This window comes from Bordetella sputigena (assembly GCF_965137885.1).
GTDB classification, from domain to species: Bacteria; Pseudomonadota; Gammaproteobacteria; order Burkholderiales; family Burkholderiaceae_B; genus Bordetella_C; species Bordetella_C sputigena.
Map to the genome: position 1 here is coordinate 344,731 of NZ_CBCSCA010000004.1, position 19,696 is coordinate 364,426.

Genomic DNA, 19,696 nt, shown 5'->3' on the forward strand with positions numbered 1-19,696 from the left:
GGTCAGGACGATTCGACTTCGTCGGTGGGCGAAAGTTCGAAGGGTAGGCGTTCGACACCGACGGACGCTATACGCCTTCCGTCCAATTGCAGAACCTCGAAGCGATAGCGCTGGTGCGGCGCCACGAATTCGCAACTGTCGCCCGGCTGCGGCAGATGGCCGAAGCGCGACAGCAGATAACCGGCCAGCGTGGCGTAGTCCTGGGCCTCGTCGACCAGGCCGTCGGTTTCCAGCACCTGTTCCACGTGCCGCAGGTCGGCCGCGCCGTCGATCTTCCACTTGCCATCGCCCTCATGGACGATGTCGGGCAGCTCGTCTTCATCCGGGAACTCGCCGGCGATGGCCTCGAAGACGTCCATGGGCGTGACCAGGCCTTCGATGGCGCCGAACTCGTCGGCCACCAGCACCAGCTGGCCGCGCGCCCGCTTGAGCGTGTCCATCAGGCGCAGGATGCCTATGGATTCGTGCACGATGATGGGCTCGCGCAGGCGATTGCGGCGGATGCTGCCCTCGGTGATCAGGTCAGCGACCATCTCCTTGGCGCGGCCGATGCCCAGGACTTCGTCCAGGCTGCCGCGGCAGACCGGGAAGAACGTGTGCGGCGCGGCTTCGATCTGGGCGCGCATGGTCTGCGCGTCATCGTTGATATCTATCCACGAAATATCGGTGCGCGGCGTCATGATGGAATGGATGGAACGCTCGGCCAGGGTCAACACGCCGCTGACCATGTTGCGCTCCTCCACGCCGAAGGCCGGAGCGTCTTCGCGCTCGCCCGATTCCGCGTCATCCGGCTCGTCCATGACGGGCTGCGGCGGGCGCTTGCCGAGCATGCGCAGCACGCCTTCCGCCGTGCGTTCGCGCATGGGCCGGCGCGCGTCCAGCTTGAGCAGGTTGCGCCGCGCCACCTGGTTCAGGGCCTCGATCAGCACCGAGAATCCGATGGCCGCGTACAGATAACCCTTGGGCACCTTGAAGCCGAAGGCTTCCGCCACCAGGGAAAAGCCGATCATCAGCAGGAAACCCAGGCACAGCACCACCACCGTGGGGTGCGCATTGACGAAGCGGGTCAGCGGCTTGGACGCCACCAGCATGATGCCGATGGCGATGATCACGGCCATCATCATGATGGCCAGATGATCGACCATGCCGACCGCGGTAATGATGGAGTCCAGCGAGAACACCGCGTCCAGCACGACGATCTGCGTGACGATGACCCAGAAGCTGGCGTAGACGCGCGGACCGTAATTGACCTGCGCGCCGCCTTCCAGGCGTTCGTGCAGTTCCATGGTGCCCTTGAACAGCAGGAAGAAACCGCCGGCCAGCAGGATGAGGTCGCGCGCGGAAGGATGCAGGGGCCCGACGTAGAACAGCGGCTCTGTCAGCGTGACAAGCCACGACATGACGGACAGCAGCACCAGTCGCATGACCAGCGCCATGGACAGGCCCATGATCCGCGCGCGGTCCCGTTGCGCGGGTGGCAGCTTGTCCGCCAGGATGGCGATGAAGATAAGGTTGTCGATCCCGAGGACGATTTCGAGAATGACTAGGGTAAGCAAGCCGACCCAGGCAGCGGGGTCCAGCAGCCACTCCATTGGCAACTCCAGCAGTGAGGGACCGGTAATCGTACCTGGAAAAGCGGCAACACGCCGGTCATGGAAAAGCACGATCAGGCAGGGCGTGGCACCCCGCATACCGCATTAGCGCGCATGACCGCGCATTTGCGCATCGCCGACGGCCCGGCACCGTAGTCCGTCTGGACGATGGCGCGTTCAAGGGCCTGGCGTTGAAATACGCCTACAGACCCGATCGGTTTTCTGCCCGAGCGTCCGCGGCCCCTCTCCCCCGGCCTACCCACAAGTTGGCCCCGCGCACGCAAAGCCAGACCGACGGGTCTGACCATTTCCGCGCAGTGCGCCGCCCCGCGCGCACTGCCAAGTGCCCGCCGATCGGGGACGCCAAGGATCCGGCTCCGCCGGTCCTTGCGCGTCGCCCCCTTGAGGGGGAAGCGCGCAGCGCTTCGGGGGTGGGCCTTATTCCCCGCCCTGAAGAATGCCCAGCATTTGCGTGAAGACCTTGGGGCTGGCGGCCAGCACATTGCCCGATTCCAGCCAGCCCTGCTCGCCGGTGAAGTCGGCCACCAGGCCGCCGGCTTCCAGCACCAGCAGGCTGCCCGCCGCCATGTCCCACGGCTTGAGCGCAACCCCGCAGAAGCCATCCAGCCGGCCGCAGGCCACGTAGGCCAGGTCCAGCACGGTGGCGCCCATGCGGCGCACGCCGGCGCTGCCCTGCGCCATCTGCCTGAACTTGCCGCCGCCCTGGTCCGGGCCGGCCGAACCGGGCCAATGCGCGCCCAGCAGCGCCTCGTGATAGCGCGACCGGCCCGACACCCGCACGCGGCGGTCGTTCAGGAAGGCGCCGCCGCCGCGGCTGGCGGTGAACATCTCGTTGCGCGACGGGTCATAGATCACCGCCTGCACCATCACGCCGCGCTGCATCAGGGCGATCGAAACCGCATAGTTGGGCAGGCCGTGGATGAAGTTGGTGGTGCCGTCCAGGGGGTCGATGATCCAGCGGAATTCGGCCTTCTCATCGCCCTGCAGCCCGTACTCCTCGCCCATGACGGCGTGATCGGGGTACGCCGCGCGCAAGGTTTCCACGATGGAGGTCTCCGCGGCCTGATCGACTTCCGTGACATAATCCCGCGGCCCCTTTTTTGCCACGTTCAGTCTTTCCAGGTCGAGGCTGGCACGGTTGATAATGGTGCCGGCACGCCGGGCCGCCTTGATGGCGATGTTGAGCATCGGGTGCATAGAATTCCGTACGATTTCGCTAATGCGCGGTCGGTCGCCTGCCGGATGGCCGGTTCCGCTGCGCCAAACGTGGCATTTTAAATGACTCAGGCTTCCACATCCCCGCCGGCCTTCCAGCGGGTACGTTTCGTCATGGTCGCGCCCAGTCATCCGGGCAATGTGGGCTCCGCCGCGCGGGCCATCAAGACCATGGGATTTGCCGATCTGGCGCTGGTGGCGCCGCGCCTGCCGGATATGGCGGCGCAACCGGAAGCGGTGGCGCTGGCCAGCGGGGCGGGCGACGTGCTGGCGGCCGCCAGCGTGCATGACACCCTGGAGGCCGCGCTCGGCCCGGTGACGCTGGCCTTCGCCCTGACCGCGCGGGTGCGCGACCTCGGTCCCCCGCCCTGCGATATCCGCGAAGCCGCGGTGCTGGCGCGCGAACACCTGGGCGCCCATGAGACCGGCGGCGTGGCCATCGTCCTGGGCACGGAGCGGGCGGGCCTGACCAACGCGCAAATCGCCGCCTGCCACCGTATCTGCCACATACCCGCGAATCCCGAGTACAGCTCGCTGAACGTGGCGCAGGCGCTGCAGCTGGCGGCCTGGGAGCTGCGCTATGCCTTGATTTCCGCGCAAGGCGGCAGCCTGCTGCCGGCGACGACGGCCCAGGCGCCCGACCCGGGCGCCGCCCCGGCGCCGGCGGAGGCCGTGCATGCCCTGCTGGCGCATTGGGAAGAGGCCTTGGTGGCGGTGAAGTTCCTGGACCCGCGGCATCCCAAGAAACTGATGCCGCGCATGCGCCACCTGTTCAGCCGCAGCGCATTGACCCGCGATGAAGTCGATATGCTGCGCGGGGTGTGCACGGCCATGCTGAAGGCCGCGAAAGCCGCGAACCGGTCATAGGCCGCGGCCCACGCGATGCCGGCGTGTCAGTCGACGCGCGCGCCGGAGGCCTTGACCACGGTGGCCCAGGTCTGCACTTCGGATTGGATGAACTGCCCGAACTGCTCCGGCGTGGTCTTGGACGGCACGGCGCCCAGCTTGTCGAAAGCGTCCTTGACTTCCGGCTTGTCCAAGGCCTTGATCATCGCCGTGTTCAGCGTCTTGATGACTTCCGGCGGCGTGCCCTTGGGCGCGATCAGGCCGAACCACGAGGACACGTCAAAGCCCGGGAAGCCCGATTCCGCCATGGTGGGCAGATCCGGAGCCGTGGGCGAACGTTCCTTGGTGGTCACCGCCAGCGCGCGCAGCTTGCCCGATTGCACGTGCGGCCAGGAGGACGGCATGTTGTCGAACATGAACTGCACCTGGCCGCCGATCAGGTCGGTCAACGCCGGGGCGCTGCCCTTGTACGGTACGTGCAGCACGTCGACGCCGGCTTTCAGCTTGAACAGTTCGCCCGCCATGTGGATGGACGTCCCGCTGCCCGAAGAGGCGAAGGCCAGCTTGCCGGGATGGGCCTTGGCGTAATCGACCAGTTCCTTGACGGACTTGACCGGCACCTGCGGGTTCACCACCAGCACGTTGGGCACCTTGGCGGCCAGCGCCACCGGCGCGAAATCCTTGACCAGGTCGAAGTTCAGCTTGGAATACAGGGTCTGGTTGATGGCGCTGGTGACCGCGACGAAGTACAGGGTGTAGCCGTCGGGCGCGGACCGGGCGACGTATTCCGTGCCGATATTGCTGCCCGCGCCGGGCTTGTTCTCGATGACGAAGGACTGCCCCAGGGCTTCGGTCAGTTCCTTGGCCATGATGCGGGCGATCACGTCGGTCGTGCCGCCAGCGCTGAAGCCCACGACGATGCGCACCGGTTTGTCCGGATAGGCGGCCTGGGCGGGCGCACTGCCGGCGCAAAGCGCGGCGGCGGCGGCCAGCGTGGCGGCGGCGCGTCGGAACAGGGCAAGCTTTTGACTCATCTGTCTCACTCCAGTTGTGTCCAGGTGATGGACGTTTTAAACTTGATCGTCCACGTGATGGACGTTCTCATTGCTCGTCCAGACAATGGACGCTTAGAATTTTTTCCGCCGGATTTTCCCGTATACGGCTTATTCTGCAACACCTTGTCGCGATTTCGTCCGCCCTACGGACGTTTTGCATTCATTCCGCTTTCCGCGCGGTGTCCCGCGCACCGACGACGGCCACCATGCCGCCCGCTTATGGAAGACTTCACGCCCACCGCGGCCGGGCCGCGGACGCTACGACGCGGCCTGCAGGTACTGGCCGCCCTGCGCGACCACGGGACGGGCGGCCTTGGCGTCACCGACCTTGCCCGCTATACCGGGATCCAGCGCCCGACCATCTATCGCTTGATGGCCGCTTTGGTGGAAGCCGGCCTGGCGCAGCAGGTCGCGGGCACCAAGCGCTATCGCGCCCAGCTGGCGCAGGATGCCGGCGTGCCCGACTCCGATCCCCGCCTGCGACAGACCTTGCCGGCGTTGCGGCGCCTGGCCGAGCGCACCGGCGATGCGGTATTCCTGGTGGTACGCGAAGGCGATGAATCGGTCAGCCTGCATCGGGAAATAGGCGGCTATCCGGTCCAGATCCTGGCCACCTATGCCGGCAAGCGCCAGCCGCTGGGGGTGGGCTCGGGCGGCATGGCCTTGCTGGCGGCGCTGCCGGACGAAGAGGCCCGCAGCATCGTCGAACGCAACGCCGTCCATCTGGACGAATATGGCGGCATGACGCCGCACGAAATGCTGCGGCTGATCGAAAACACGCGTTCGCGCGGCTATTCCGTCGTCGGCAACCACGCCGTGCGGGGCGCGCTCGGGGTGGGATGCGCCTTGCTCGACTCGCACGGCATGCCGGTATTGGCGATCAGCGTTACCGCCATCATCGACCGCATGCCGGCGCAGCGGCAGCGCGAAATCGCCAGCTGGATCCAGGCCGAGCTGGCGCGCTTGCAGCACTGATCGGGCAGGTCACGCCCGCGTCAACCCCGCCCGGCGGGCGCCGTGCCCTCTTCCCGGTTCGTGTAGACCACCTCGCGCACCGGCACCGGCGGGCGCAGCCCGGCGGCATCCAGCGCCAGGCGGGTCTTGTGCAGCAGGTCCCAGCGGAACTCCCAATAGCGCGACGACTCCGCCCATACCCGCGTATTCACGATCACCACGTTGTCGCGGTACTCGAACACGCGCACATCCGGCGCGGGCGTTTGCAGCGCCAGCGGATGCGTGTCGACGAGATCGCGCAGCGTCGTCATCGCCAGATCCAGGTCATCGCCATAACGGATGCCCACGGCCATGTCGAAGCGGCGGGTGGCATTGCGGCTGTAGTTGGTAATGGTGGCGTTCCAGATCGTGCTGTTCGGCAGCGTCACATGTATGCCGTCGCCCTGCACCAGCCGCGTCAGGAACAGGCCGACTTCTTCGACCGTGCCTTCATTGCCGGAGCTCAGCGCGATGTATTCGCCGGCCCGGATAGGCCGCAATATCAGCAGCATGATGCCGGCGGCGATGTTCTGCAGCGTCCCTTGCAGCGCCAGGCCCACCGCCAGGCCGGCGGCGCCGAGCACGGCGATGATGCTGGCCGTTTGCACGCCCAGCTGCGCCAGCACGGCGATCAGCGTAAAGATGCGCACGGCCCAGACCACGGTCGTGCAGAACATCGGAACGATGGTCCGGTCGATGCGGTCCGAACGCTGCGCCAGGCGGCGCACCCAGCGCCCCAGTACGCCGGCGATCCACCATCCCAGCCCCAGCGTCACCACGCCCCAGAGCAGGTTCAGGCCGAGATCGACCATCGTGGGGATCATCGCGGCAAAGCCGTCCAGATTGAGCTGCATGCGTCACTCCTGAAAGTCCATGGCGGCAGCCGTGCCACCCCGGCGCCCCGGCGCGCCGGCCGGAAAGCACGCGGACTTTAGCAGATGAGCAAGCCCCCGATCAGGCCGCGGCGCGCCTTGGCCGCGGATGCAGCCACCGGTGCAGCACCCGGCTGATGAAGGGAATCAGCACGAACGACAGGATGGGGCTCATCGTCGAGGTCGTCACCAGCACGCGCCAGAACAGCGACAGCGACGACAACTGCTCCTGGAACGCGACGTTGAACAACAGCAGCGACGGGCAATACACCACCCAGATACAGAAAGCCTGCTTCCAGCGCGGCGGCGCGCTCTTCTGCGGGCCGAACCAGGCATCCATGCCGGTGGCACGATGGACGCGGCTCTCGCGTACCAGATCGCGTCCGCGCTCCAGCCACATCCTGCGTGGCAGGGAGTTCTCCCAGCGCGACAGGCTGGCCTCGTCGTGAAAGCGCAGCACGATCTGGTATTGATCGCCGCCCTCCGGCGGCTGCAGCACCCCCGAACCGAGAAAACCCGGAAAGCCCGCGGCCAGGATCTCGCCCTGGCGCATCCAGGCCAGGAAATCGCTATAGCGTTCGGGCGCGATCTGGCGGGTGATCAGCATGGTGACGGGGGCCGGCGTGGCGAGCGCGGGGGCGGACATGGCGAACGACTCCTGAGACAGGCCAGATACAGCACTGGCGCCTGTACCAGAGCAATAGTCGTGCCAATTTTTGCAGCGCAATATCCCCGGGCGCCAGGGGCCAGGGACGAATTGGGCGGTTTATCCCGCACCGCACAATTCACCGTATCAGTGAAAACCCTGACTTTTCGCACCGTTCTGGTGCGCGCTTTTGGTTACGACGCCAACCGGCCTGGTCCCCTACACTGAGACGCCTTCAACACCTCATGGAGTGGATACATGGACTACAAGATCGCCGTCCTCGTGGGCAGCCTGCGCAAGGCTTCGTTCAATCTCCAGCTGGCGCACGCGCTGGAAAAACTGATGCCGGCCCACTTCAAACTGACGCACGCCAACCTGGACGTGCCCCTGTACAACCAGGACCTGGACCAATCCATGCCGCCGGGGGCGGTTGCCTTGAAGGCGCTCGTGCGCGAATCGCATGGCGTACTGTTCGTGACGCCCGAACACAATCGCTCGATTCCGGCGGCCCTGAAGAACGCCATCGATTGGGGTACCCGCCCCTACGGGCAGAATGTCTGGACGGGCAAGCCCAGCGGCATCGTCGGCATATCGCCCAGCAACGCCGGCACGGCCATGGCGCAACAGCATCTGCGCAACATCCTGGCGGCGGAAGGGTCGATGGCGCTGACCCTCCCGGAAGTCTTCCTGCAGATGAAGGACGGATTCTTCGACGCCGACGGCGCCATCGCCAATGCCGACACCCGCGCCTTCCTGCAAGGGTGGGTGGACCGCTATGTGGCCTGGGTGGAAAAACTGGCCGCTTGAACGGGCGCGGCCGGTCCCCTACCCGGCCTCTTCGATCCGCATGCCGATTTTCAAGCCGACCTGCCAGTGCGCCACCTTGCCTTCTTCGATATGCCCGCGAACGCTGGTGACTTCGAACCACTCGATATTGCGCAAGGTGGACGAGGCGCGTTCGATCGCGCGCGAAATCGCGTCATCGCTGGACGTGGTGGAAGAGCCGACCAGCTCGATCTGCTTGTAAACGTGATTGGCCATTTGCGTTCTCCTTGAAACCGCGCGCGGCGGGACCGCGCCGGCGACCGCGTCGGAAGTGACGCGCGATGGCTGCCTTCGCAAATGCCGTGCTCAGCTTGCACGCAGCCGCCGGCCCTCGGGCGCATAGTGGACGGCATGCGGTTTGCTGCCAGTGCCGGACACCCATCGGGCCCATCCGGGGCTCGTTCTTCGATGGAGGTGACCATGCCTGAACGCAAAACCCTGGCTCGCGCGGAGCGCGACAAGAAGCAAGGCAAGTCGGCGTCCACCCAGGCCGGCGAATTCGTGCGTGAACAGATCGAACATGTACGCGAAGGCAAGCATGGCGTGCGCTCGGCCAAGCAGGCCGTGGCAATCGGCTTGTCCGAGGCGCGCAGGTCCGGCGTCAAGGTGCCGACCAAATCCACCGCTTCCAAGACGACCAAGAAGAAGGCCAAGCAGGATGAAGCCAAGGCCAGCCGCGGCGCGACCAAGTCCGCCAAGCGCTCGGCCGCAACGACTCGCGCCCTGAAGCGCGAAAGCACCGCCGGCGCGTCCAAGCGCGCGCTGTCGGGGCAGGCCAAAACGGCCGCGCGCAAGCGCACGTCGGCCGACCGCTCGGCGGCGGCACGCAAGGCCGCGCAGACCAAGGGCGCGGCGGGCCGCTCGGCCGCGGCGCGCAAGGCCGCCAAGACCCGCGCGGCCAACCGGCAAGCCCAGCATGCGCGCTAGGACGGTGGAGAACCTCATGGCTTCCACTACGTCCAAGAACGTGTCGCAATTGCTGGCCTTCCTGTCCGCCAAACCGGAGCTGGGTCCGGCGAATCTGAATGAGACCGAACGCTGGATGTCGGGGGTCGGCGGCAGCGCGCTGGTGCTGGCCGGCTTGCGCCGCGGCGGCATCGTCGGCGTCCTGTCCGCGGTGCTCGGCGGCGCGCTATTGAGTCGCGGACTGTCCGGCCGCTGCGCCGTCAAGGCGCGGCTGGCCAAGACGCCGCATGAGCGCGCGATCGCCGCCGAACGCGGCTGGAACACCGCGGCGGCGTCGTCCCAGCGCATCGTCGTGCAGCGGCCGATCGCCGAGGTCTACGCGTTCTGCCGCGAGTTCCGCAATCTTCCGCAGTTCATGGAACACGTGCGCAGCGTCGAAGTGCTGGACGACCGGCGCAGCCACTGGACCATCGAAGCGCCGCTGGGTCGGGCGCTGGAATGGGACACGGTGATTACGGAAGATGTGCCGGGCAGCCGTATCGCCTGGGAGTCGACGCCTGAATCGCCGGTGCGGCATACCGGTTCGCTGACCTTCAGCGACGTCGTCGGCCTGGGCACGGAAATCCAGGCCGTGATCGCCTACGAGCCGCCGGCCGGCGAACTCGGGCGCATCGTCTCCAAGCTGTGGGGCGACCGGCCGGGCGCCCAGGCCCGCGACGATCTGCTGCGGCTGAAGCGATTCCTGGAAGCGGGACAGGACCACGTCACGGCCAGCGAAGACGGCGATTGAGCGTCGGGCCTGGCCCGATACGGCGCCCGATTCAAGCGGGTTTGCGGTGTCCGCTGATATCCGCGCCCGCATTGGCGGGCAGCCGCGCGCTGTCCAGCACCGCGACCGCGGCCAACAGGGCCGACAGCAGCAAGGCGATGCGGAATTGCAGCGGTTGCGGCGCGGCCTGGCCATGGCCGGTGAGCCATTCGGCCACGCGCAGCGCCACCGCCCCGAAGGCGATGCCCAGCCCGGCATTGAGCTGCTGGCAAGCGCTGAACAGCGTGGTGGCGCCGGTCATGGCGGGCTTGGGGACGTCGGCGAAGCCCAGCGTATTCAGCGCCGTGTATTGCATCGAGCGGCTCATGCCGCAGAAGAACAGCAGCGCCGAAGTCCACCATGCCGGCGTGCCCGCCGTCAGGGTGGCGCACAAGCCGAAGCCGATGGCGACGAACAGTCCGTTGACCACCAGGACGCGGCGGAAACCGAAAGTGCGCATCACCCAGCTGGTGGCGGGCTTCATCGCCAGATTGCCCGCGAACAAGGCCAGCATCAGCGAACCCGCCTGCACGGGCGACAGGCCGAAGCCGACCTGGAACATCAGCGGCAGCAGAAACGGCGCGCTGCCGATCGCGATACGGAACAGGGAGCCTCCGTACATGGTGACGGCGAAGGTGCGGTAGCGCATGGGCGAGAGGTCCACCAGCGGATGCGGCGCGCGGCGCAGATGCCGCACGGCCAGGGCCAGCGACAGCAGCGCCAGCGCCATCAGGCCGGCCACCAGCCCCGCTTCGACGTCGAGGTTGCCGCACAAGTCGACGGCATACATGAGCACGCTGCAGCCCACGCCGGTGAGTATGAAGCCGGGAAGATCGAATGGGCGCCTGCCGCCCGGCCCGCCGCGCACCAGCCGCGCGTTGGCCGCCAGTGCGATCAGCCCCAGGGGCACGTTGAGGAAAAAGATCCAATGCCAGCTCAAGGCCGTGGTGACGATGCCGCCGACCAGCGGGCCGATCACGGGCGCCGCCAGGCCTGGCCAGGTGATGATGGCGATCGCCTTGACCAGATCCTGCCTGGGCGTGACGCGCAATACGGCCAGGCGGCCGACCGGCACCATCATCGCCCCGCCCAGGCCTTGCAAAATGCGGGCGCAGGTGAATTGCGGCAGCGATTGCGACAGGCCGCACAGAATGGAGGCGATGGTGAACAAGGCGAGCGCGCCGCCGAACACGCGGCGCGCGCCGTAGCGGTCCGCCACCCAGCCGCTGACGGGGATGAACACGGCGAGCGCCAGCAGGTAGGCGCTCATACCGATGGACATATCCGCCGGCCGCACGCCGAAGCTTTGCGCCATTTCGGGGAGCGCGGTGGTGATGACGGTGGCGTCCAGCATTTCCATGAAGAACGCGCCGGCGACCAGCCAGGCCACGCCACGTCCGCCGCGGGACGTGCCTTGATCCACCGCGTCATCGGCCGTGGACGGGCCTTCCTTCTGCTCGATGCTCACGCTTGCTCCTGCTGGGCGCCCGGAACGCCTTGCCGGGGCGATAAGGCGGGCTACGGGTCGGTCCGAAATTGTATCGGCCTTGGCAAGCGCCCTTCCCTCAGGAGGCGTCGGCGGCCCGGCCTGCGCGGCCCGGCCTGCATGGCGCGGCCTGTCCGGCGGGGCCTGCGCGGCCCGGCCTGCCCGGCGGGGGGCAAAAGCCCAAACTGGGGCGGTAGTCGCCCGCTGATCCGGTATCCCTTCCTGGCGGGGCAGTGGCAACATGCCTGCGGCTGCTTGCCGTGCCGCGCGTCCCCGCGCCCCCCTGTCCCGGCAGCCTGCATTCCGGCAGATACGCATGACCCTTCCCCCCGCCGCGCCGCCTTCCGGCGGTTCGCTGGATCCCGTCGACTGGACGGACCTGCGCGCGCAAGGCCACAGAATGCTCGACGACATGTTCGACTACCTGGCCGGCCTGCGCGAGCGTCCTGTCTGGCAGCCCGCGCCGGCCGGCGTCCGCGCCGGCTTCAGCGAACCTTTGCCGCGCCAGCCCTCCAGCCTGGAGGCCGCGCACGGCCGCTTCATGCGCGACATCCTGCCCTATGCCGTGGGCAACGCCCATCCCGGCTTCATGGGCTGGGTGCATGGCGGCGGCACCGCCGTCGGCATGCTGGCCGAAACGCTGGCCGCCGGCCTGAACGCCAACCTGGGCGGCCGCAACCAGATCCCGGTCGAGGTGGAGCGGCAGATCACGCGCTGGATGCGGGAACTGTTCAATTTCCCGGAAGCCGCCAGCGGCCTGTTCGTAACCGGCACCTCCATGGCCAACCTGGTGGGCGTGCTGGTGGCCCGCGCCGCAGCCCTGGGGCGGCAAGTACGCCGCACCGGCGTGGCGGCGCAAACGCCGCGGCTGGTCGCCTATACCTCGGCCTGCGCGCACACCTGCATCGCCCAGGCCATGGACATCACGGGACTGGGCTCGGATGCCCTGCGCCTGATTCCGGTCGACCGCGATTTCCGCATGGACGCGGCGGCCTTGCGCGCCGCCATCGCGGCCGACCGCCGCGCCGGACTCCAGCCGTTCCTGATCGCGGGTACGGCGGGCACGGTCGACGTCGGGGCAATCGATCCGCTCGACACCCTGGCGGACATCGCCGCCGACGCGGGCGCATGGTTTCATGTGGATGGGGCGTTCGGCGCCCTGGCCATGCTGTCGCCCGCGCTGGCGCCCTTGCTGGCCGGCATCGAGCGCGCCGATTCCATCGCCTTCGATTTCCATAAATGGGGGCAGGTGCCCTACGACGCGGGATTCATCCTGGTGCGCGACGGCGCGACGCATCGCGCGGCCTTCGAGGCGAGCGCGGCCTACCTGAGCCGGGAAAGCCGCGGCATGGCCGCCGATTCGCCGTGGCCGTGCGACTACGGGCCGGACTTGTCGCGCGGCTTTCGCGCGCTGAAGACCTGGTTCACGCTAACGGTCTACGGCGCCGACCGATTGGGCGCGGCGATCGCGCACACCTGCGATGTCGCGGCGCACTTGGCGCGCCGCGTCGCGGCGGAGCCCGCGCTGGAACTGCTGGCGCCCGTGGCCTTGAATATCGTTTGCTTCCGCTATCGGGGCAACGGCGACGAGACCGCGGCGGATGACGCGGCAGCCGGCGATCCCGCGGCCACCCGCGGAGCGCCGGGCGCCGGCGCCGTGGACGCTCTTTCCGCCAGCGACCTGCTGAACGCCGCCATCGCGCAGGCCGTGCAGGAGTCCGGCATCGCCGCACCGTCCACCACGCGCGTCAACGGCGTGCTCGCCATACGCGCCGCCATCGTCAATCACCGCACCACGCCCGCCGACGTCGACCGCCTGTGCGACGCGGTATTGCGCATCGGCGCCGAGCTGGCAGCCCTTGCGCCGGAACCGGAACCCATACCATGACCGGCATCGTATCGGCGACGCCGCAGATAAGGCCGCGAACATGAACGCCATGACGACACCACCCACCGATGCGGAAGCGACCGCCGTCGACGAACGCCCGCCGCTGATCGGCAAGGCGCGCCTGATCACCCTGGCCTTCCAGCAAGGCGACCTGGACGGGCTGCGCCAGCAATTGCTGGCCCGCGCGCAGCAGGACCCCGACGACGCCAATGCCGCGCTGGACCTGTCCATGACGCTGCTGCTGCTGGGCCAGCGCGACACGGCGCTGGCGCTGCAACGCCATGCGGTGCAGGCCCAGCCGCTGTACCGCATGCCGGCGGCGCGCCCCGGCGGCGTGCGCCTCCTGGCGCTGGTTTCCTGCGGCGACTTCCTGACCAACACGCCGCTGGAATTCCTGGTCGCCGACTCCGACGTGTCGCTCGACATCCTCTACGTGGGGGAAGGCGTGCCCGCGCCCGCCGCGCTGCCGCCGCACGATGCGCTGATCGTGGCCATAGGCGAGTCGGCCGCGAATCGGCCGCTGCTGCAGGCGCTGGCCGAACCCGTGGGACAGTGGCACACCCCCGTGGTGAATCGTCCCGAACACGTGCTGAAGACTTCGCGCGATGGCCTGGCGGCGGCGCTGCAAGGCGCGCCGGGCGTGGTCGTGCCGGAGATCGCGCGGGTTCAGCGCCCGGCGCTGGACGCCATCGCCAATGGCGGCGCGGCCCCCGCCAGCCTGCTACCCGGCATCGACTACCCCATACTCGTTCGCCCCGTCGATAGCCATGCCGGACATGGCCTGGCGAAGATCGACCGCGCCGCCGAGCTGGCGGAGTACCTGGCCGGCAGCGACGCCGCCGAGTTCTACCTGTCGCGTTTCGTCGAGTACCGCAGCGCCGACGGCCGCTACCGCAAATACCGCGTGGTGCTGATCGACGGCAAGCCCTACCTGGGCCATCTCGGCATCTCGCCGCGCTGGATGGTGCATTACCTGAACGCCGACATGGCGGAGAACGCCGCCAACCGGGCCGAGGAAGCGGAGCAGATGCGCGACTTCGACGGCGGCTTCGGCGGCCGCCATGCGGCGGCCTTCGCCGAAATCCATCGCCGCGTGGGACTGGACTATCTGGTGATGGATTGCGCCGAAACGCCGGATGGCCGGCTGCTGGTCTTCGAAGGCGATACCTGCGGCGTCATCCACGCGATGGATCCGGAGGATCTGTATCCCTACAAGCCGCCATACATGCGGAAGATTTTCGCGGCCTTCCAGGACATGCTGCGGCGCAAGGCTTTTCCCTGAGCGACAGACAAGGAAGGCCCGCACGCCTTTCCTGAAGGACCCGGCCAGGCCGCGGCGGCGCCCCTCCGAACGACATGGCGCGCCGCTCCAGGCCCGCGCCGGAGCGGCGCGGTCGGTCACAGCGTATAGCTGTCCCACTCGTAGCCGACGAATGCGGCGCGCTCCCCGGTATGCACGACGGGATCGCGACGCAGGCCGATGATGATGCCGTCGGCGGGCACGCGGATGTGCTCCCGCACCGTGCCATGAATATCCATCGCCGCGCCCAGCAGGCCGTCCTTGCGCACTTCGTCGCCGGCCTGTGCTTCCGGCACGAACAGGCCGCCGTGATCGAAAGTGATCCAGCCGCGCCGCGTCACCCGCCGCACCGACGCGGGCGCCTCGACCTGTCCTTCCAATATGCCCATCCGCGCCGCCAGGCGCTCGAAGCCGCGTTCGGCCAGGGCCACATTGGCGGGCTCGAAGCGGCTGCCTCCGCCCAGTTCCAGCATGAAGGCGGGAATCCGCGCCGCCAGGCATTGATAATCGAGCGCGCCGGCGATATTGCCCGGTAGCTCGCCCTTGCCGCCCACATCCATGCGGCAGGCGACGCTAGGCTCGAACAAGGCGATGGCGCGCAGCAGCTCGCTCTCGCCGATGCCGCTATCGGGATGCAGCTTGTACACGGCATACGGTTTCGCATCGAACAGCGGATTCATCGTATGCAGGTTGATGACGAGGTCGGCGGTATCGCGGATCTCGCTCATCAATGCATAAGCCAGCCGCTCGGAAATCAGGCCGCGCGCATTGCCCGGATAGCACTGGTCCAGATCCAGGTCGTCGTAGGGATTGCGTTTGCGCCGGAGGTCGAGCGCGTGCGGATTGCCCGTGGGCGTCACGACCACGTTTCCGCGCATGGCCTGCGGATCCAGCCGCGCGGCAAAGCGCAGGGCCGCCACCATGCCGTTGATTTCGTCGCCATGCACCTGCCCGTGCAGCCACAGCGTCTTGCCGGGCCGCGCACCGCGCACCGCGACATAAGGCAGTTCAACCGCCATGCCGGACGACATCGAGCCGACGGCGATGGCGCCATGGCGACGCGCGCCGCCGTCGCGGACCGAGAGAAATTCCTTGATGATGCCCATGGTGCTCATGCTCCTATCGAATCGGTGGGGCCGGCCGTCCAGCGCTCCGCCTGCACCAGGCAGCTCATGGCGTTCGGTCCCTGTGTCAGGGTGGAAGTGCCGACGTCCAGCGTCAGGACGTTGGCGGTTCCGGCGTTTTCCGGCGCATCGCCGCTGGCCGGGGGCGCGAACCAGGCGCCGGTGGCCATCACCACCGTGCCGGGTAGCAGTCCATCGTCCAGCCGCGCGCCAGCCAGGCAGGCGCCGCGCCCGTTGTACAGGCGCACGACGTCGCCGTCGCGCAGGCCGCGCGCTTGCGCGTCGGCGGGATGCATGCGCACGGCCTCGCGCCCCGCCACTTTGTTGGACTGCGCCAGCGGGGCGGCGTCCAGCTGGCTGTGCAGGCGATCGGCCGGCTGCACGGTCAGCAGATGCAGCGGATACGCGCTCGCCGCCTCGGCGCCCAGCCACTCCGCCGGCGGCATCCAGCGCGGGTGCGGCCCGCAATCCGCGCAGCCGTACGACGCCAGGGTTTCGCTGTAGAGCTCGATGCGCCCGCTCGGTGTGCGCAGCGGATGCGCGACCGGATCGTTGCGAAAGTCCTCGAACAGGATGTAGTCCCTGGCCGGCGACGGCAGCTTCACGTGTCCTTGCCGCCAGAACGCGTCGAAGTCCGGTAGCGTAATGCCGGCATGTTGCTGCGTCCGGGCGAACTGCCCATAGATATGGCGAATCCAGGCCATCTCGTCGCGGCCTTCGGTATAGCGGTCGCGATACCCCAGCCGTTCAGCCAGGTCCGCGAAAACGTCGAGATCGTTGCGCGCCTGGCCGACCGGATCGATCGCGCGATGCATGGCCAGCGCATAGCGATCGCGCGACGAGCCGCCGATATCGTTGCGCTCCAATGAAGTCGTGATGGGCAGCACGATGTCCGCGTGACGCGCCACCGGCGTCCACCAGATTTCATTGACGACGATGGTGCGCGGCTTGCGGCGCCATGCCCGCAACAGGCGGTTCAACTGCTGGTGATGATGAAAAGGATTGCCGCCCGCCCAGTGGATGAAATGGATATCGGGATAGTGGCGTGTTTCACCCTGGAAGGGATAAGGCTGGCCCGGCCGCTCCAGCATTTCCGTCAGCCGCGCGACGGGAATCGACAGATCGGCGGGATTGCGTCCCACCGGCATTTCGGGACCCGGCGTGGCGATGCGCGGATTGCCCACGCCGTTCATGGAACCATGGCCGAAACCGAAACCGCCGCCGGGCAATCCTATCTGTCCCAGCATGGCCGCCAGCGCGATCGCCATCCAGTACGGTTGCTCGCCGTGCTGCGCGCGCTGCACGGCGAAGGAACACGTCAGATAGCTGCGCGTGCCGCACAGGGCGCGCGCCAGTTCACGGATGCGCCCGGCGGGTATGCCCGTGATGGGCGCCGCCCACTCCGGCGTTTTGGACACGCCATCGGCGGTACCCGTGAAATAGGCTTCCAGCGCCTCATAGCCCACGCAATGGCTGGCCAGGAATGCCGCGTCATGGGCTTGCGCGCGGCGCAGCTCGTACGCCAGCGCCAGCATCAAGGCGACGTCGGTATTCGGCCGTATGGGTATCCATTCGGCATTCAGGAAATCGGGACAATCGTCGCGGGTCGGGCTGACGTTGATGACCCGCGCGCCCTTGCCGGCCAGCTGGCGCAGCCAGTATTCCTGCGTATGTTCCGCCGCGCCGCCCGACGAAACCTGGCCGTTCTTCAGCGCCAGTCCGCCGAAGGCCAGGAATACGTCGGTATGCGCGATGATGCTGGGCCACGAGGTAACGCGGCCGGTCAGCGGAGTGTATGTGCCGATAACGTGCGGCAGCAGGAACTGCGCGGTGCCCCAGCTGTAATTGCCCACCTGATCGACGCCGCCGCCTCCCGCGAAATAGAAGCGCCGTATCAGCGACCGGGCGTGGTGCAGGCGGCCGGCGGAGGACCAGCCATAGGAGCCGCAGAAAATCCCCTCGGCGCCCTGCTCGTCCCGCGTCCGCGCCACCTCCGCGGCCACCAGGTCCAGCGCCACGTCCCAGTCGACCTCGACGAATTCTTCGCGGCCGCGCGCTTCGCCGCCGGCGCCGCCGCGCGTGGCCAGCCAGGACTTGCGCACCGCCGGCCGGGCGATGCGCCGGGGCGAATACACCATGGGCGCGATCGCTTCCAGCATGCGCGATGGCGCGGGGTCCTGCTCGAACGGCTCGCAGGCGACCAGCCGGCCGTCGCGCACCACGGCGGTGAAGGCGCCCCAATGCGCCAGTTGCGGGTAACGCCGTTCCCCGGACGGAATGGATGTCATGCAGCTTCTCCCGCGGCGGACCGGCCGCCGCCCGCCATCAGTCCAGCCGGATATCGGCTTTCTTGACCAGATCCGCCCATTTTGCGCGCTCTTTGTTCAGCAGCTCACCGAACTCCGTCGGCGTGTTCGAAGTCGCCGTCATGCCCGACGCCGCCAGCTGCTTGATGATGTCGGGATTCGCCATTGCCTGCGCGAAGGCCTTGTTCAGCTGCGCGACAATGTCGGCCGGCACGCCGGCGGGCGCGATGACGCCGTACCAGTTCGTCAGCTCGTAGCCGGGGACGGCCTGCCCGATGGGTGGCGCGCCGGGAAACTCGTCGGAGGCCTTGGTCGTGGTCACGCCCAGCGCCTTGAGCTTGCCGCCTTGGACCAGCGTCTTCACCGAGGGATCGGAGAAGGTCACCTCCACCAGGCCGCTGGCGACGTCCGTCAGCGCGGGGGTCGTGCCCTTGTACGGAATATGGCGCATCCGTATCCCGGCCATCATGTTGAACTGCTCGGCCGCCATCTGGCCTATCGTGCCGTTGCCGCCGGAGGCATAGGTGACGTCCTTGCCGGACTTGGCCCGCGCGATCAGGTCCTGGATGCTGTTGATGCCCGACTTGGGACTGGTGACCAGCACGTTGGGCATCGTCACCAGCAGCGAAATCGGCGTGAAGTCCTTGGCCGGGTTATAGGGCACCTTCTGCAGGCTGGGCAGGATGGTCAGCGAACCCGGCGTGGCGATATACAGCGTATAGCCGTCGGGCTTGGCGCGGGCCACGTAGTCGGTGGCGATGATGCCGCTGGCGCCGGGGCGGTTCTCCACCACCACGTTGGTGCTCAGCGCCTTGGAGACGCCCAGCGCGGCCGCGCGCGCGAGTACGTCGGCGCCGCCGCCCGGCGGAAAACCGACCACGATGCGCACCGGCACGGCCGGATCCGGATAGGCGGCCTGGGCCGGGGACGAAATGGCGATCGCGCACAGCGCGGCCGCGCCGAAGGCGGTAATTGACTTGAGCTGCATGGCACTTCCCCTTGTCGACGGCGATCCGCGGTGCCGCGGCCGCCGCCATGGTTGATGAAACGGTTAACGATGGAAAACTCAGTGCAAAACGTCGGCCAGGAACTTGCGCGCGCGCGGGTGTTCCGGGCTGGAGAAAAACTGTTCGGGCGTGGTGTCCTCCAGGATACGGCCCTGGTCCATGAACCAGATGCGATCCGCCACCTCGCGCGCGAAGCCCATTTCATGGGTGACCACGACCATGGTCATGCCTTCGGCCGCCAGTTGCTTCATGACGGCCAGCACTTCTCCCACCATCTCCGGATCGAGGGCGCTGGTGGGCTCATCGAACAGGATCAGCGGCGGATGCTGGGCCAAGGCGCGGGCGATCGCAACGCGCTGCTGCTGCCCGCCGGACAGGCTGGCCGGCATGGCGTCGAACTTGTGCTCCAGCCCCACCTTGGCCAGCAGCTCGCGCGCCAGCGCGGCCGCCCGCTCGCGCGGCATGCCGGCCACGCGCAGCGGCGACAACATGATGTTGTCCGCCACCGACAGATGCGGAAACAGATTGAACTGCTGGAAGACGAAACCGATGCCGGCGCGCAGCGCGTTGATGTCGCGGCCGGGCGCGTGGATATCCTGGCCGGCGACGCGGATCGCGCCGCCCTGTATCGGCTCCAGCCGGTTGATGGTGCGTATCATCGTCGACTTGCCGGAGCCGGACGGGCCGCAGACCACCACGACCTGGCCTGGCTCCACGCGTCCGTGGATGCTATCCAGCGCGTGGTAGCTGCCATACCATTTCTGTACGTTGTCGAGTTCTATCACGGCAATCTCCTATGCGCGGTG

At 67.8% G+C, this 19,696-nt stretch carries 18 protein-coding genes; 7 read left to right on the plus strand and 11 right to left on the minus strand.

The window, feature by feature from the left end:
* Positions 1–2 precede the first annotated feature (2 nt).
* Together ACNA0R_RS10220 and ACNA0R_RS10225 are read right to left on the minus strand one after the other, a co-directional pair.
* Positions 3–1,592, minus strand: a complete 1,590-nt coding sequence (locus ACNA0R_RS10220) for a TerC family protein (RefSeq protein WP_415825875.1) — start codon at positions 1,590–1,592, stop codon at positions 3–5.
* 438 nt (positions 1,593–2,030) lie between these two features.
* A complete protein-coding gene (locus tag ACNA0R_RS10225; protein ID WP_415825876.1) occupies positions 2,031–2,810 on the minus strand; it encodes an inositol monophosphatase family protein in 780 nt (259 codons plus the stop codon).
* Positions 2,811–2,942: 132 nt separating this feature from the next.
* On the opposite strand from ACNA0R_RS10225, the gene ACNA0R_RS10230 reads away from it, so the two are divergent.
* A complete protein-coding gene (locus tag ACNA0R_RS10230) occupies positions 2,943–3,695 on the plus strand; it encodes an RNA methyltransferase (RefSeq protein WP_415826068.1) in 753 nt (250 codons plus the stop codon).
* A gap of 26 nt (positions 3,696–3,721) precedes the next feature.
* On the opposite strand, the gene ACNA0R_RS10235 is transcribed toward ACNA0R_RS10230, so the two are convergent.
* Positions 3,722–4,708: a Bug family tripartite tricarboxylate transporter substrate binding protein gene (locus ACNA0R_RS10235; RefSeq protein WP_415825877.1), complete on the minus strand. Its 987-nt coding sequence runs from the start codon at positions 4,706–4,708 to the stop codon at positions 3,722–3,724.
* 240 nt (positions 4,709–4,948) lie between these two features.
* Between ACNA0R_RS10235 and ACNA0R_RS10240 the strand changes: the two genes are divergently transcribed.
* Positions 4,949–5,704 (plus strand): IclR family transcriptional regulator, encoded by a 756-nt coding sequence (locus ACNA0R_RS10240; protein WP_415825878.1) that lies wholly within the window; start codon positions 4,949–4,951, stop codon positions 5,702–5,704.
* A gap of 20 nt (positions 5,705–5,724) precedes the next feature.
* Here ACNA0R_RS10240 and ACNA0R_RS10245 read toward each other — a convergent pair whose 3' ends face one another.
* Positions 5,725–6,576, minus strand: a complete 852-nt coding sequence (locus ACNA0R_RS10245) for a mechanosensitive ion channel family protein (RefSeq protein WP_415825879.1) — start codon at positions 6,574–6,576, stop codon at positions 5,725–5,727.
* A 100-nt stretch (positions 6,577–6,676) separates the two neighbouring features.
* Positions 6,677–7,240, minus strand: coding sequence for an antibiotic biosynthesis monooxygenase (locus tag ACNA0R_RS10250; RefSeq protein WP_415825880.1), 564 nt, complete (start codon positions 7,238–7,240; stop codon positions 6,677–6,679).
* 258 nt (positions 7,241–7,498) lie between these two features.
* Here ACNA0R_RS10250 and ACNA0R_RS10255 point away from each other — a divergent pair, with 258 nt between their 5' ends.
* Positions 7,499–8,047, plus strand: coding sequence for an NADPH-dependent FMN reductase (locus tag ACNA0R_RS10255; RefSeq protein WP_415825881.1), 549 nt, complete (start codon positions 7,499–7,501; stop codon positions 8,045–8,047).
* 18 nt (positions 8,048–8,065) lie between these two features.
* Here the strand turns inward: ACNA0R_RS10255 and ACNA0R_RS10260 are convergent, their stop codons facing one another.
* Positions 8,066–8,281 (minus strand): dodecin, encoded by a 216-nt coding sequence (locus ACNA0R_RS10260; RefSeq protein ID WP_415825882.1) that lies wholly within the window; start codon positions 8,279–8,281, stop codon positions 8,066–8,068.
* 204 nt (positions 8,282–8,485) lie between these two features.
* On the opposite strand from ACNA0R_RS10260, the gene ACNA0R_RS10265 reads away from it, so the two are divergent.
* Entirely contained in the window at positions 8,486–8,992 is a 507-nt protein-coding gene (locus ACNA0R_RS10265; RefSeq protein WP_415825883.1) for a DUF6496 domain-containing protein, read from the plus strand.
* A 16-nt stretch (positions 8,993–9,008) separates the two neighbouring features.
* Positions 9,009–9,761 (plus strand): SRPBCC family protein, encoded by a 753-nt coding sequence (locus ACNA0R_RS10270; protein WP_415825884.1) that lies wholly within the window; start codon positions 9,009–9,011, stop codon positions 9,759–9,761.
* A 31-nt stretch (positions 9,762–9,792) separates the two neighbouring features.
* Here ACNA0R_RS10270 and ACNA0R_RS10275 read toward each other — a convergent pair whose 3' ends face one another.
* Positions 9,793–11,247 (minus strand): MFS transporter, encoded by a 1,455-nt coding sequence (locus tag ACNA0R_RS10275; RefSeq protein ID WP_415825885.1) that lies wholly within the window; start codon positions 11,245–11,247, stop codon positions 9,793–9,795.
* Positions 11,248–11,581: 334 nt separating this feature from the next.
* On the opposite strand from ACNA0R_RS10275, the gene ACNA0R_RS10280 reads away from it, so the two are divergent.
* Positions 11,582–13,153: a pyridoxal phosphate-dependent decarboxylase family protein gene (locus tag ACNA0R_RS10280; RefSeq protein ID WP_415825886.1), complete on the plus strand. Its 1,572-nt coding sequence runs from the start codon at positions 11,582–11,584 to the stop codon at positions 13,151–13,153.
* Positions 13,154–13,202: 49 nt separating this feature from the next.
* Positions 13,203–14,435 (plus strand): ATP-grasp domain-containing protein, encoded by a 1,233-nt coding sequence (locus ACNA0R_RS10285; RefSeq protein ID WP_415825887.1) that lies wholly within the window; start codon positions 13,203–13,205, stop codon positions 14,433–14,435.
* Between the two features lie 116 nt (positions 14,436–14,551).
* On the opposite strand, the gene ACNA0R_RS10290 is transcribed toward ACNA0R_RS10285, so the two are convergent.
* The 4 genes from ACNA0R_RS10290 to ACNA0R_RS10305 form a co-directional block, all read right to left on the minus strand.
* Complete coding sequence (locus ACNA0R_RS10290; protein ID WP_415825888.1) at positions 14,552–15,568, minus strand: M14 family metallopeptidase; 1,017 nt, start codon at positions 15,566–15,568, stop codon at positions 14,552–14,554.
* Entirely contained in the window at positions 15,565–17,865 is a 2,301-nt protein-coding gene (locus ACNA0R_RS10295; protein ID WP_415825889.1) for a molybdopterin guanine dinucleotide-containing S/N-oxide reductase, read from the minus strand. The genes ACNA0R_RS10290 and ACNA0R_RS10295 overlap by 4 nt, the downstream gene beginning before the upstream one ends.
* Before the next feature lie 37 nt (positions 17,866–17,902).
* Positions 17,903–18,871 carry a Bug family tripartite tricarboxylate transporter substrate binding protein gene (locus tag ACNA0R_RS10300; RefSeq protein ID WP_415825890.1) on the minus strand — a complete coding sequence of 323 codons (969 nt, stop codon included), beginning with the start codon at positions 18,869–18,871 and terminating at the stop codon, positions 17,903–17,905.
* A 78-nt stretch (positions 18,872–18,949) separates the two neighbouring features.
* Complete coding sequence (locus ACNA0R_RS10305; RefSeq protein ID WP_415825891.1) at positions 18,950–19,675, minus strand: amino acid ABC transporter ATP-binding protein; 726 nt, start codon at positions 19,673–19,675, stop codon at positions 18,950–18,952.
* Positions 19,676–19,696: the final 21 nt, after the last annotated feature.

Bases quoted from the DNA above. Each gene is read 5' to 3' on its own strand.
- ACNA0R_RS10280 (WP_415825886.1), top strand. From the start codon at position 11,582: ATGACCCTTCCCCCCGCCGCGCCGCCTTCCGGCGGTTCGCTGGATCCC.
- ACNA0R_RS10250 (WP_415825880.1), bottom strand. From the start codon at position 7,240: ATGTCCGCCCCCGCGCTCGCCACGCCGGCCCCCGTCACCATGCTGATC.
- ACNA0R_RS10235 (WP_415825877.1), bottom strand. From the start codon at position 4,708: ATGAGTCAAAAGCTTGCCCTGTTCCGACGCGCCGCCGCCACGCTGGCC.
- ACNA0R_RS10260 (WP_415825882.1), bottom strand. From the start codon at position 8,281: ATGGCCAATCACGTTTACAAGCAGATCGAGCTGGTCGGCTCTTCCACC.
- ACNA0R_RS10245 (WP_415825879.1), bottom strand. From the start codon at position 6,576: ATGCAGCTCAATCTGGACGGCTTTGCCGCGATGATCCCCACGATGGTC.
- ACNA0R_RS10265 (WP_415825883.1), top strand. From the start codon at position 8,486: ATGCCTGAACGCAAAACCCTGGCTCGCGCGGAGCGCGACAAGAAGCAA.
- ACNA0R_RS10270 (WP_415825884.1), top strand. From the start codon at position 9,009: ATGGCTTCCACTACGTCCAAGAACGTGTCGCAATTGCTGGCCTTCCTG.
- ACNA0R_RS10230 (WP_415826068.1), top strand. From the start codon at position 2,943: ATGGTCGCGCCCAGTCATCCGGGCAATGTGGGCTCCGCCGCGCGGGCC.
- ACNA0R_RS10225 (WP_415825876.1), bottom strand. From the start codon at position 2,810: ATGCACCCGATGCTCAACATCGCCATCAAGGCGGCCCGGCGTGCCGGC.
- ACNA0R_RS10285 (WP_415825887.1), top strand. From the start codon at position 13,203: ATGACGACACCACCCACCGATGCGGAAGCGACCGCCGTCGACGAACGC.
- ACNA0R_RS10295 (WP_415825889.1), bottom strand. From the start codon at position 17,865: ATGACATCCATTCCGTCCGGGGAACGGCGTTACCCGCAACTGGCGCAT.
- ACNA0R_RS10220 (WP_415825875.1), bottom strand. From the start codon at position 1,592: ATGGAGTGGCTGCTGGACCCCGCTGCCTGGGTCGGCTTGCTTACCCTA.
- ACNA0R_RS10290 (WP_415825888.1), bottom strand. From the start codon at position 15,568: ATGAGCACCATGGGCATCATCAAGGAATTTCTCTCGGTCCGCGACGGC.
- ACNA0R_RS10240 (WP_415825878.1), top strand. From the start codon at position 4,949: ATGGAAGACTTCACGCCCACCGCGGCCGGGCCGCGGACGCTACGACGC.
- ACNA0R_RS10255 (WP_415825881.1), top strand. From the start codon at position 7,499: ATGGACTACAAGATCGCCGTCCTCGTGGGCAGCCTGCGCAAGGCTTCG.
- ACNA0R_RS10300 (WP_415825890.1), bottom strand. From the start codon at position 18,871: ATGCAGCTCAAGTCAATTACCGCCTTCGGCGCGGCCGCGCTGTGCGCG.